This is a genomic window from Microcoleus sp. B13-B6, assembly GCF_036705405.1.
Taxonomy (GTDB): Bacteria; Cyanobacteriota; Cyanobacteriia; order Cyanobacteriales; family Microcoleaceae; genus Microcoleus.
Window position 1 is genome coordinate 40650 of record NZ_JAUBUJ010000017.1, and the last position, 12206, is coordinate 52855.

General features: G+C 45.4%; 13 protein-coding genes. 5 read left to right on the top strand and 8 right to left on the bottom strand.

Annotated elements, in window-relative coordinates; genetic code table 11:
* Positions 1 to 163: 163 nt before the first annotated feature.
* On the bottom strand, positions 164 to 1561 hold the full coding sequence (gene secD, locus QUB35_RS10150) for a protein translocase subunit SecD (RefSeq protein WP_333141745.1): 1398 nt from the start codon (positions 1559 to 1561) through the stop codon (positions 164 to 166).
* 192 nt (positions 1562 to 1753) lie between these two features.
* Positions 1754 to 2737 (bottom strand): alpha-ketoacid dehydrogenase subunit beta, encoded by a 984-nt coding sequence (locus tag QUB35_RS10155; protein WP_333141747.1) that lies wholly within the window; start codon positions 2735 to 2737, stop codon positions 1754 to 1756.
* A 196-nt stretch (positions 2738 to 2933) separates the two neighbouring features.
* Here QUB35_RS10155 and QUB35_RS10160 point away from each other — a divergent pair, with 196 nt between their 5' ends.
* Positions 2934 to 3497, top strand: coding sequence for a Uma2 family endonuclease (locus tag QUB35_RS10160; protein WP_333141749.1), 564 nt, complete (start codon positions 2934 to 2936; stop codon positions 3495 to 3497).
* Between the two features lie 35 nt (positions 3498 to 3532).
* Here the strand turns inward: QUB35_RS10160 and QUB35_RS10165 are convergent, their stop codons facing one another.
* From QUB35_RS10165 to QUB35_RS10175, 3 genes are all read right to left on the bottom strand, one after another.
* Complete coding sequence (locus QUB35_RS10165) at positions 3533 to 3778, bottom strand: type II toxin-antitoxin system HicB family antitoxin (protein WP_333141751.1); 246 nt, start codon at positions 3776 to 3778, stop codon at positions 3533 to 3535.
* Positions 3779 to 3953: 175 nt separating this feature from the next.
* Positions 3954 to 5321 carry an NACHT domain-containing protein gene (locus tag QUB35_RS10170; RefSeq protein ID WP_333141753.1) on the bottom strand — a complete coding sequence of 456 codons (1368 nt, stop codon included), beginning with the start codon at positions 5319 to 5321 and terminating at the stop codon, positions 3954 to 3956.
* A gap of 90 nt (positions 5322 to 5411) precedes the next feature.
* Complete coding sequence (locus QUB35_RS10175) at positions 5412 to 6584, bottom strand: RNA-guided endonuclease TnpB family protein (RefSeq protein WP_333141755.1); 1173 nt, start codon at positions 6582 to 6584, stop codon at positions 5412 to 5414.
* A 284-nt stretch (positions 6585 to 6868) separates the two neighbouring features.
* On the opposite strand from QUB35_RS10175, the gene QUB35_RS10180 reads away from it, so the two are divergent.
* On the top strand, positions 6869 to 7708 hold the full coding sequence (locus tag QUB35_RS10180) for an SH3 domain-containing protein (protein WP_333141757.1): 840 nt from the start codon (positions 6869 to 6871) through the stop codon (positions 7706 to 7708).
* A 256-nt stretch (positions 7709 to 7964) separates the two neighbouring features.
* Positions 7965 to 8288, top strand: coding sequence for a transcriptional regulator (locus tag QUB35_RS10185; protein ID WP_333141759.1), 324 nt, complete (start codon positions 7965 to 7967; stop codon positions 8286 to 8288).
* 383 nt (positions 8289 to 8671) lie between these two features.
* On the opposite strand, the gene QUB35_RS10190 is transcribed toward QUB35_RS10185, so the two are convergent.
* The gene (locus QUB35_RS10190) at positions 8672 to 9397 is read right to left on the bottom strand and encodes a M15 family metallopeptidase (protein ID WP_333141761.1); all 726 of its coding nucleotides are present in this window, start codon (positions 9395 to 9397) and stop codon (positions 8672 to 8674) included.
* Between the two features lie 296 nt (positions 9398 to 9693).
* Positions 9694 to 10989: an adenylosuccinate lyase gene (purB, locus tag QUB35_RS10195; protein WP_333141872.1), complete on the bottom strand. Its 1296-nt coding sequence runs from the start codon at positions 10987 to 10989 to the stop codon at positions 9694 to 9696.
* Between the two features lie 215 nt (positions 10990 to 11204).
* On the opposite strand from purB, the gene QUB35_RS10200 reads away from it, so the two are divergent.
* Entirely contained in the window at positions 11205 to 11411 is a 207-nt protein-coding gene (locus QUB35_RS10200) for a type II toxin-antitoxin system HicA family toxin (protein ID WP_106148795.1), read from the top strand.
* Positions 11408 to 11638: a type II toxin-antitoxin system HicB family antitoxin gene (locus QUB35_RS10205; protein ID WP_293354324.1), complete on the top strand. Its 231-nt coding sequence runs from the start codon at positions 11408 to 11410 to the stop codon at positions 11636 to 11638. The genes QUB35_RS10200 and QUB35_RS10205 overlap by 4 nt, the downstream gene beginning before the upstream one ends.
* 142 nt (positions 11639 to 11780) lie before the next feature.
* Here the strand turns inward: QUB35_RS10205 and QUB35_RS10210 are convergent, their stop codons facing one another.
* Positions 11781 to 12041 (bottom strand): DUF2281 domain-containing protein, encoded by a 261-nt coding sequence (locus QUB35_RS10210; protein WP_333141764.1) that lies wholly within the window; start codon positions 12039 to 12041, stop codon positions 11781 to 11783.
* Positions 12042 to 12206 lie beyond the last annotated feature (165 nt).

A 12206-nucleotide genomic window follows, 5' to 3' on the forward strand; every position in this document is an offset into this window, starting at 1 on the left:
TAGCGGGAATTGGGAATTGGGCATTGGGAATTGGGCATTGGGCATTGGGCATGGGGCATTGGGCATTGGGCATTGGTAATTAATTTACAACTAATTTTTAGCGGTTTGTAGCTGACAACTCTTAGCGATTACCAACTACCAATTACCAATTACCAATTACCCATTAGCTATTAGCAGTTTTCGACAAACCGGGACAGAACCACTGAGGTTTCCGCAATGCTGGAAAGCTCAATACTACGAACAGCAGAGTGCGGCTGCAAGTGAGCGCCGTAAACATACTCACTCCCACCCCCAATGCCAGAGTTACAGCAAACCCTTTAACTAAACCAGCGCCCAACCAGAACAAAGCAGCACAAGCAATAACTGTTGTGACGTTACCGTCTAAAATGCTGGAAAAAGCGCGGTAAAAACCCGATTCTACCGATCGATAAAGCGATTTCCCCGCCCGCAACTCTTCCCGCGTGCGTTCAAAAATCAGCACGTTAGCATCCACAGCCATCCCGATGCTGAGCACAAAACCAGCTATTCCCGGCAGCGTCAATGTCACTCCCAAAAGCACGAAAGCTGCCCAAGTTAATAGAGCATAAATTAACAGCGCAATATTGGCAATTACGCCGGGGAGTCGATAGTAGGCAACCATGAAAATCAAGACTAAAACTAAGCCGCCGATACCTGCGTTAATACTGCTTTGAATGCTGTCTTTACCCAAGCTAGCGCCGATGGTGCGGTTTTCTACAATTTCGACCGGCACAGGCAAAGCGCCGCCCCGCAATTGCACTGCTAAATCGTTGGCTTCTTGCGTTGTAAAGTTGCCTTGAATTACGGCACTCCCACCAGTAATTCCTGTTTGGGCAAATTCAACGCCGACGACTGGAGAACTGATCATTCTTTCGTCTAGGAAAATACCGATACTGCGTCCGGTGCCGGCTAAATTTTTAGTGAGTTGGGCAAATAGTTCGCCTCCTTTGGAATCGAAAACAAGAGCAACGTTCCAGTTGTTCCCAGCCGCCAAGGGTTGAGGTTGAGCGTCTTTGAGGTTTTCGCCGCCGAGGCCGCTGCTTTTGAAGAGTTTGGCGATCGCCTCATTGCTTCTTTTCAAAGCAGCCTGATTTTCTTTAATAGCCGCCTCATTCGGGCTAGTTTTCAATTCTGCTTGTTTGACCAGCAATTCCTGCTGCAACTGCCTTTCAATGCCTAATTGTGCTTCTGTTCCAGGCAGTTGTTCCAGAAATTCTAGCTTTGCCGTGCCGCCCAAAACTCGTTCTGCTTGCTGCGGGTCATTTACTCCGGGCAACTGCACGAGAATTTGGTCTTCTCCTACTGTTTGGACTAATGCTTCGGAAACACCCAAACCGTTGACGCGGTTTTCGACAATCCGCCGCACTGCTTCTAACATTCCCTGGTCAATTTTGGGAATTGTGGGGGTAGTTTTTACCTGAATTGTGAGTTGCGACCCTCCTTGCAAGTCTAATCCCAGCCGCGTCGGAATTGTTACTATTACAGTAATGGCGGCGATGATTAAAACAAAAATTAGGGCTAATAGGGAACGTTGTTTTTGCATATTTAATTATTAGTCATTAGTCATTGGTCATTAGTCATTGGTCATTGGTCATTAGTCAGTAGTTAGGTGGAAGAAATAATCAATCTGTGCATCCGTGTTTTAGCATCAATGTCCTGCTGGCAGATATCGTTAGTTTTAGCGAACAACCAAAGAATGATAACTAATGACTAATGGCTAATGACTGATGACTATTTATACTCGCAAAGCTACCATTTTTTGGACGGCCTCGACAATTTGATTGGGCTGGACAATGGTCAGTCTTTCCAAATTCCCGTTGTAAGGTGTGGGAATATCTTGTGAAGACAGGCGCAAAACTGGTGCGTCGAGTTCGTCAAAAAATCGATCGCTGATTGAGGCAATTAGTTCGGCACCAATGCCTCCTGTTTTCATGCACTCCTCTACAATAATTACTTTGTGAGTTTTGCGAAGGGATGCGCCGATGGTCTCCATGTCCAGGGGTTTGAGAGAAATTAGGTCGATTACTTCTGGATCGTAACCTTCTTTTACCAGGGCGGGGACGGCTTGCATGACGTGGTGTCGCATCCTCGAATATGTCACGATTGTGACATCTTTGCCCGATCGCACAATTTCTGCTTTGTCCAGCGGCACTAAATATTCTGTTTCTGGCAAATTTTCTTTGAGGTTGTAAAGAAGAACGTGCTCGAAAAACAGAACGGGGTTATCGTCGCGGATAGCTGATTTTAAGAGTCCTTTGGCGTTGTAGGGAGTCGAACAGGCGACTATTTTCAAACCGGGTACTGCTTGGAAATATGCTTCTAAGCGCTGGGAGTGTTCGGCGCCGAGTTGCCGGCCCACGCCGCCGGGCCCACGAATTACCATTGGCATTTTGAAGTTGCCGCCCGATGTGTAGCGCAGCATTCCGGCGTTGTTGGAAATTTGGTTGAAGGCCAGCAGCAAAAAGCCCATGTTCATGCCTTCGATGACCGGCCGCAGCCCCGTCATTGCTGCGCCTACTGCCAGGCCTGTAAAGCTATTTTCGGCGATCGGGGTGTCGAGCACTCTAAGTTCGCCGTATTTGTTGTAGAGGTCTTTGGTGACTTTGTAGGAACCGCCGTATTGACCTACGTCTTCGCCGAGTACGAATACGGCGGAGTCGCGGGCCATTTCTTCGTCTAACGCCTCGCGGAGGGCGTTGAAAAGTAAGGTTTCTGCCATAGGAGATTAAGCAATGATTGCAGGAGGGTCAGACTAGAATATTAACCTTTTGGGGGTGTCGATGAGGATGCGATCGCAAATTCGGCAGTTAAAACCTGAGATTTTCCCAATCTTTATCATAACATTTGTATTATGTCAATGAATATTTAAGAAGTTAAAATAATACTAACTTGCCTGCCCACAGCAGAGGAATATTATGCTCCAGACAAAAACTCAACTAACTCTGGAAGAGTTTTTCGCTCTTGGCGAAGGAGAAGGCGATATTACCTACGAACTTATTGACGAGCAAGCAGTACCGAAGATGTCACCTAAAAAATTTCATTCTCGCCTCACCCGAAGCCTAATAAAAATCCTCGAACAGTGGGGTGAGGAACGGGGAGAAATTGGTGTAGAATGGGCGGTAAGATTAACCAGACTGGGGCGAGACTGGGTGCCTGTACCCGATCTTTTATATGTTTCTTACGAACGCTTATCTCCTGACTGGAATCAAGATGAAGCCTGTCCTGTAGTCCCAGAATTAGTCATAGAAATTATTTCACCAGAACCAACTTTCGGTCAGTTAGCTGCTAAAGCGAGAGATTATTTAGATGCTAAGGTATTGCGGGTTTGGGTAGTAGATAGCAAGGCGAGAAGCATTACAGTTTTTTACCCCGATGCAGCACTGCAGACTTATAGGGGAGATACGCTATTAACAGATACACTTTTTGAGGGATTAGAATTTACGGCAGAACAGCTATTTCAGATGGCAAAAATACCATAAACTTTTTTTAGGATGAGTGTGTGGTAGTTGACAAGCTATTCCCTATTTAAATCAATATTGTCAATGACGGGCATTCGATGTTGCAATTTTAACCCTAGCAAAATCCAGTCTTCCAAAGTTGAGCGCAACTCATTTTGACACTCCTTTAAAGTTGAACCAAAGGCGATGACTCCCTTGCAAACAGGAATTTTCCCAACAAAGCTACGATCTTCAAGTTTGTCATACATCGCCTCCGCCATTGCTTTGTCAACGTATTCGCTCAGAATGAATTTTACAGTCATTGAGTTTCCTTTTGCTTGGCAAATATTTGGCTAGTGGGTATTTACGGTTCCTCCACAGTTCCATTTATTATATTTCTTTTTTTTGTTAAATACCTCTAGTTAAAAGAGTCCCAACTCATACCTTATAGGAGACCAGTTTATATCATAAATATTTGTTTTTGTCAAGCTCCGGCATTTAGATTTCCGAAAAATGTTTTTGCAATAAATCGTGAATAAATCGATAACGCCGATCGCCAGTTTTTTGCAGCAACAAGCGATCGCTCGCAGCATCGAGAAAACGCCTGTAATCCCAAGGAATGTAACCCTTCGACCACAGTACAAGGTGCAATATAAAACTTTCAATCCCCGGAAGTCCCGGCAACAAAGCACTAATTACCGCAGCAACAGCGCCGGCAATTAATCCCCAAATCGACCCGGAGACTAGGCTGGCAATTAATCCCAAAAGCACCCAAATCAGCCCGCCAACCAGCTTAACTCCAAACTGATACTTGCGCCGTTCCTCGTCTGTTTGCAGCCAGCTAGATGGTATGCGATCGAGGTAAAATTCTTGAATTCCTTCCTGTTCCATCCTTCTCGCCAACCATCCCAGCCAGTGGCGAATTTGTTCGGGCCGCAGTTCCTTACCTCTGGGATACTGCTTGACTTCGCCGGTGATTTGGTGGCGAATATACGCAGTTAACAGATATTTGCGCTGTTCTTCTGCGGAAATAATGCGCTTCCAAGCTTCAATTAAAATATCGTCGTAAGCCAGAGCCATCATGCTCAAAAGCAAGGGAACTTTTGCCAATTTCAACAACTCCGGCTCGTGCTCAATGCTGTACCAAAGTTCGCGGCTTCGGGCTTCTAGCAGATAATTTTGAATTTTAGTTTCTGTTAAAGGTTTCAATAAAACCGCTGCTTGCAGGCGAAATCGACTTTCGCAGTTTTTGTAAGCATCAAAACTGCTGCAAGCTACTAAATGTTTGGGTTTAAATTCGCTTTCAACAAATTGATTAATTGCTTGAATGCAGATATTTTGGCGGTGGGTTTCTACTTCGTCCAAACCGTCGAGGAGAGGCAGCAATTGTTTTGCGGCAAGCCATTTTTTGCCCACCGCAGGAGAGATGCCGTATTTGAACTGAAGTTGAGCAATTAACCAATCTGCGATCGCCCCAGATTCTGCTTTCCACGATCCGAGTTCAAACAGCACTGGTACTGGCAAACTAGCATCTTTTTGGGCGCGGGAAATTAACACGCGAGCTAATTCTAGCAGCGTCGTAGTTTTGCCTGCACCCGTCGCTCCCAAAATTACCAATTTGCCACCGGTGCGATCGAACACTTTGGCAATGCTTGCTGTGGGAGGAAGCCGAAAACTCGGACGGTTGCCCGCTTTCACTTCCACATCCCAACAGCGGTTAACACCAACAGGAGGCGAGTCTTGGCTGAGGTTAGCGAGCACAGCAGCGTGCAAAGACTGCGCGAGGCCTGCTTGGACTTCCTGCTTCACCTCCTCCAACAATCGATCGCGAGGCTGTTGCAATCTCAGAGGAATCAATTTTGACATTTTATGTACCTCGCGCTGAACGCTTACCTTCGCAAATTTGCGCGCAATTGACATCCACTCCGCGCTCTCTGCGACGGAGATTCCTAAGACTCACGACTTAGGTTTCTGTTTCATAGCACCAGCCTTAACAGATTTACTCTGTTCGGGTCTTACAGTCGCTCCACAGACATTCACCGCAAGCCCTGCGGCAAGAATATTTTTAGCAGCATTTACATCTCTATCGTGATGTGTACCGCACTTAGGGCAATCCCACTCTCTGATATTTAAAGTCAGCTTGTCAACGATATGTCCACAATGTCCACACCGCTTCGAGCTAGGAAACCATCGGTCAATTTTGACAAAAGTACGACCGTACCAGTTGCACTTATATTCAAGTTGCCTGACGATTTCCCCCCAACTAGCATCACTAATCGAGAGAGCGAGTTTTCTATTTTTTACCAGATTCTTCACAGATAGATCCTCGACTGCAATCACTTGGTTTTCACGAACCAGTCGAGTTGTCAACTTGTGAAGAAAATCATTGCGAGCCTCGCTAATTTTTGCATGAACTTTAGCGACTTTCAACCTTGCTTTGTGGCGGTTTTTAGAGCCTTTTTTCTTTCGGCTAAGCGCTTTTTGAGCTTTACGTAACTTACGGCGCTTTGCTTTGAAAGTTTTAGGGTTAACAATCTTCTCGCCATTACTCAAAGCGATCAGGCTAGTAATACCCAAATCCAAACCAATTTGATTAGGAGACGCCGGTAATGCAGCTATCTCAACATCTACCAGTAAAGAAACAGTCCACCGTCCAGACGGTGAGAGCTTCACCGTAATTGTTGATGGTTCTGCGCTTTCTGGGAGTTGACGACTCCATCGGATATCCAAGGGTTGAGTACATTTAGCTAAAAATACTTTGCCATCTTTCCACCTAAAAGCGGCTTTAGTGAATTCAGCATTACCGCCGTGATGCTTTTTCTTGAAGTTCGGGTATTTTGCCCTTCCTGCAAAGAAATTAATAAAGGCAGTTTGTAAATGTCTCAATCCTTGCTGTAATGGCACACTGCTAACTTCATTGAGAAACTGCAAGTCTTCCTGCTTTTTCCAACTGGTTAGCATTGTTGAGGTTTCCGAGTAGCCGACTCGCTCTTGACGTTCATACCATGCTTCTGTCCTTGCGGCTAAAGCACGGTTGTAAACTAATCGAGTACATCCCATCGTTCTTCTCAGCAAAGTTTCTTGCTCAGGAGTTGGATAGAATCGGTACTTAAATGCTTTTTGTGTCATACTTACATTGTATCAGATATTCTGTAAGGTCTTCAAATTAATGTAAAGCCGTCCTAGAAGGGCGGGGTTTTAAACCCAAATTTTCGATAACCCAGAGCAAGATTACCATCAGTATAGGCGTCCAGTATATATTGACTCAAATTATTGCGACAATTATGGATATGAAATTTTATCTAAAAATCCTGACCCTGTGGCCCGCACTAGGTATTTCCACTATAAATTAACTGGCGATCGCCTCAACTCCTAAACAAAAATTATTAGTATAGATACAGAGAGGGTTTTTTATGTCATTTACGAAGGGTCAAATCATCACAGTAAGCTTAGCAGGAGTTGCAACAGCGGTGGGAGTAGCTGTTGCAACTATACAGTCGGGTGCGATGAAACAATCCCATCTTCCCCTCGTTGAATCGCCGACATCCACCAGAAACCAGATTGCAGGGCCGAGGAACAACCCTGAATCTCGGCAACCAGAACCTCTGCAAGCACAAACCCAAGCGGCAGAATCTCCGAAATCCCAACCCCAACCGGCAAAAACACCAGCACTTCAATCCTCGCTAGTTGCAGGAGTCTCTGGGCCAAAAGGTGAGCCAGTAGTTGTCACACCGCCCAATTCTGGTTGCAAAATCAGTATGGCTGTAGTCAGCGATCCCAATCCACCGCTAAATGTGCGATCGATCCCCCAAGTAAGGGGCAGCAACATAGTAGGAAAACTTAAAAATAATACCTTTGTTTCAGTCGCCGAAGAACAAAACGGTTGGCTGCGAATTACCGATCCGCCCGGTTGGATTGCCAAAAACCGCACCGAAAGCAGTTGTTCTAACGTCAACCAGCAGATTAATTTTCTACCGGGAGGAGATGAGGCAATTGTTAAAGGTCGAATCATCGGCGGCGGCACCCACTCTTACCGGATTCGCGCCCGAAAAGGTCAAACAATGACTGTTAGGAATCGGAAAGATGTTTTCCCGCAAATTCTAACTCCTCGTGGCAAACTTTTAGCCGGAGATCCTTATCAAGGCAATGAAACAGAGTGGACTGGAAAAGTGCCAGTAACTGGCAATTACACATTACAACTAGACTCAAATTTCCGGGGGTACGAATACGAATTTTTAGTACAAGTGCGTTGACATACTCATCGCCCTTTCATGTGCGGTGGTTAGTGAGCGTAGTCGAACTATGATTCTTGACGCTTTTTTGGGGTCTGCTACCTTCGGTAGTCTTACGTCCCCTCTGCGTCGTCAGTCAAGCGAGTCGTGGCAATGCCCTATCCCGACTTTGTTTGTATTTTGGGCGGCGTTGATTGACTGTAAAACGAGTTATTCTGGTATAATACAGGGGATACAATTATGCCTGCGGTAACTCCTTAGCTAGTAGAAAACAGGAATGTCAACAAAAGTAGAGGAAAATCTAGCGATCAATACTGGAATCCATAAACGTCTCGGTCAGTTAATAGAGGCGTTGGTGGAGGATGAGCGCGTTGGTAGTTCTAGGGAACTAGGAAGGATTACAGGAGTTGCATTCAACACGCTGGTGAACTGGAACGAGGGCAAAGCCGATCCCAGATTGCAAAAGTTAGTTCAGTTTGCCTATGCTATCGGTTGGTCTATGACAGAGTTGATGCAATATGCGGAAGGGGATGAAGATCCCTATGAAGCGATCGCTCGTAAAAAAAGAGCAGGACAGCAGAAGTATCGGAAATCGTCTTAACCAGAGAAAAATATCCATTTATTCAATATTTCAATGCCACGCTAACTGCCGAACAAATTCCGAAGCGCGACTTATTTTTACAGCGTATTAAATACGTTATTGAAGGGTTTTGGCAAGCGGTCTCGACTTTCCTGGTGCGATCGCCTGCTAACACAATTCTTTCTGACGGCGGGATTTGTGCGATGTAGAGCTTCATTAGACCTCTTGCAAAAGTCCTTTTCATAAATTTATTGGACGGGCTCTGGGGTCCATCCCACAAGAGTTATTTTTTCTTGTGGGATGGGCCCCAGAGCCCGTCCTAGTTATTTTTGCAAGAGGTCTATTAACCGATGAACGATCGAACCCTTGTATCTTGTAGTGCCTCGTAGACGCTACTCCAGTAATTAAGGAATCTCGGAAAGTGATATATCCAGAATCGCAAACTTCTGCCAATCTTCCGAATCAAAGTGCCACCATTCAGTTGTGATACTCATAAATCCGTGTTTTTTCATCGCATCCTTAAGCACTTGACGATTTTTCCGAGATTCCGCGCTGCCCCCTTGATAATCTCCGTGAGCTTTTTCGGTAAAATCATCGTAAGGTGTAGGCATTTCTAATTCTTTGCCAGTGCGATCGACTAAAGTCAAATCAATAGCAGCACCGCGATTGTGCCGCGAACCCCTAGCAGGATTAGCAACATAGCGCGGATCTGGCCAAGCTTGCCACATTTGCTTAGTCACAGAGAAAGGCCTGTAGCAATCGTAAACTTTCAAACCCAATCCGATTTTTTCCAAATCTGTTTGAACCAGCGCTAACTGTTGAGCAACAGAACTTCTCAAGGCGCATTTCGATATAGGGTAAAGTTTTCGTTTCAAGAAATTGTTAGTAGTGGCGTATCGGATATCGAGCCGAATGTTGGGATTTACGCTGCGGATGTCAACCAGTCGTGCTCCACTGGGAAGTTGACTCATGAAAATGCTTTCAGGTACTACTGGGTTTGGTTCTGGTTGGGTAATTTGCACTTGTGGCGGCTCCTGGGCGCGGACAAATGTTGTATGATGCAGTGTGGTTGTAGATAGTAATATTAGAGCGAATACAATTAAATATTTGGTAGATCTGTTTGATTTCATAGCTGTGTTAAGTGGATATTTAATAGAGTTTTTACATTTCCTATCTTGGGGAATTTTCGCGCTTTTCGTGTTGTCTGTCATCCCGCCAGACCGACAGGGGTTGAAACCCCTGTCTCATAGCTAAAGTCCTCTGAAGAGGACTGAAATATTTCTCTAAAACTTTTATTTTATGAGTCTTTCAGTCGGTTTTAACCGACTTTAGCTATGAGACGGGGGTTTTAACCCCCGGCGGACTGTGGGACAAGCGCGAGAATGATAAATCACTTCTCGAAGTAATTTTTAATTGTTAATTCTCATCAAATTCCCAAGCGCTGATACACTAAGTCTAAGTGCCTCAATTGATACTGCGGATCGAAACAATCATCAATTTCTTTGGTAGTCATCTTAGCTGTTACCCGATCGTCCTTAGCAATTAAATTGTAGAAATTGCCGCCCGGTTTGTTCCAGGCTTCGTGAGCACAAGATTGCACAATTTTGTAGGCGTCTTCGCGACTTGTGCCTTTTTCTACTAAAGCTAACATCACGCGCTGGCTGAAGATGACTCCGCCGTAAAGGTTCATGTTTTGTTTCATGTTTTCGGGATAGACTAGCAGGTGTTTTACTAAGTCTGTGGTTTCTACTAACATGAAGTGAGTTACTGTAGAACTGTCGGGCAAAATCATCCGTTCTACGGAACTGTGAGAGATGTCTCTTTCGTGCCAAAGTGCAACGTTTTCTAAGGCTGCGACAGCGTTGGCGCGGACAATTCTCGCCATTCCTGTCAGTCTTTCCGATCGAATCGGGTTGCGTTTGTGGGGCATGGCGGATGAGCCTTTTTGCCCTTTGGAAAAGAATTCTTCGACTTCGAGAACGTCGGTGCGTTGCAGGTTGCGGATTTCTACTGCAAAACGCTCGATCGATGCTGCTAAGAGTGCTAAGGTTTGGACGTATTCGGCGTGGCGATCGCGCGAAATGACTTGAGTCGATGCGGTATCCGGTTCGAGGCCGAGGTTTTGACAGGCGATCGCTTCAATTCGCGGGTCAATATTAGCATAGGTTCCGACTGCGCCGGAGATTTTGCCGACTGCAATGGACGATCGCAAATTCACCAATCTTTCTCGGCTGCGAAACACTTCTGCCAGCCATCCTGCTAGTTTAAAGCCAAAGGTGATCGGTTCGGCGTGAATTCCGTGCGATCGGCCAACCATGACGGTATTGCGATGCTGTTGAGCCTGATAGCGAATAGCTTGACTCAATTCTTCGACACGTTCTAACAAAATATTGACGCTGGCGACTAATTGCAGCGCCAAAGCGGTATCGAGCACATCGGAACTGGTTAAGCCGAGGTGAATGTAGCGGCCGGCATCGCCTACATATTCGTTGACATTTGTCAAGAAGGCGATCATGTCGTGGCGGACTTCGGCTTCAATTTCGAGGACTCGTTTGGGATCAAAATTAGCCTTAGCTTTGATTTCTTCGACTGCCGCGGCGGGGATGTAGCCGAGTTCGGCTTGAGCTTCGCAGACAGCGATTTCTACTTGCAGCCAGGTTTTCAGTTTGGCGGTTTCAGTCCAGATGTTGCCCATTTCGGGCAAAGTGTAGCGCTCTATCACGGTGGGAGTTGGGGAATGCGATCGTCCTATTGTACCTCTGCGAGGGGATACAAGAGTCATAGGACTTACACATGGGCCCAGAAACCGGGTTTTTTACGAAAATACTTTGTTTCAGCCCGCAGATTTGGTAAAAACCCGGTTTCTTAAATCAACTCGGTTTTTGTCGTTTGGGCGATCGGCTATAATATCCTAAACCTCATTAGCGGGCATCACTCATGCCTAAAAAAATCAGAGAATTGAAAAGCCTATTACTAAAAGCCGGCTTTACTTACAGACAGGGAAAAGGCAGTCACACTGTATGGGAACACCCATTATTACCTGAAAAAATTACACTATCAGGTAATGATGGTGATGATGCACCCAATTATCACGAAAAAAGAGTAATTTCTGATTTACAGAAGCTCAAGGAGATAGAAGAATGAATAGCCATTACAGTATCATTATCCAGTGGTCAGAAGAAGATCAACTTTTTGTTGTCAGTTTACCTGAGTTTACCGATGTCATGCAGCCTTGCACTCACGGACACACTTACGAAGAAGCGGCCAAACACGGACAAGAATTGTTAGAAACATTGATTGAACTCTATCAAGAAGATGGCAAACCTCTACCAGAACCTCAGACCTTGGGGAAACGATTACAGATAGCGTAAAATGAAACAATTGAGGTGCTTAGGCAAATCGAAGCAGAGGAGAAAGTATGAGTTGGATCGGTGAGAATATTCGTCGCTTGTTGCGATAAGTTTTGGGGAGAAATCGCCAGCCAAATCAAGACGTGCGTATCCAGCAAAATATTCATGCTTCACCCAACCAAAACGCATCAGGAAGTGGCTCGTTAAAATCCTCACTCATCCAGCCCATCCCTTGATGCAGGCCCAAAACCCGTTGTTGCCCAGGAGGAGGTTCAGCTTCAACTGAAGTGTTTTCGGGGTTCGATCGCATCTGTCGTTCCAGCAAAAACTCTGCAAAAGTTAACAGAAGCTGCTGATTTTCCGGGAGTAAGTGTTGTAACTTGCCTAGCAAATCTTCCAAAAGTTCGATCGTTTGAGAAGTCATCTTCCCTCAATGTTAGCGATAGTCTCATTATACGTTATTCTTTGGCGATCGATGCTCATCTTGAAACAAAAGCACCATTGATTTCAACACTTGCTACTGGCCGAAAACCAGCTTGCAATAAACCTGTTTCTAGTTTTTTACTGCGTTCTATCTGATGTTGCCCAC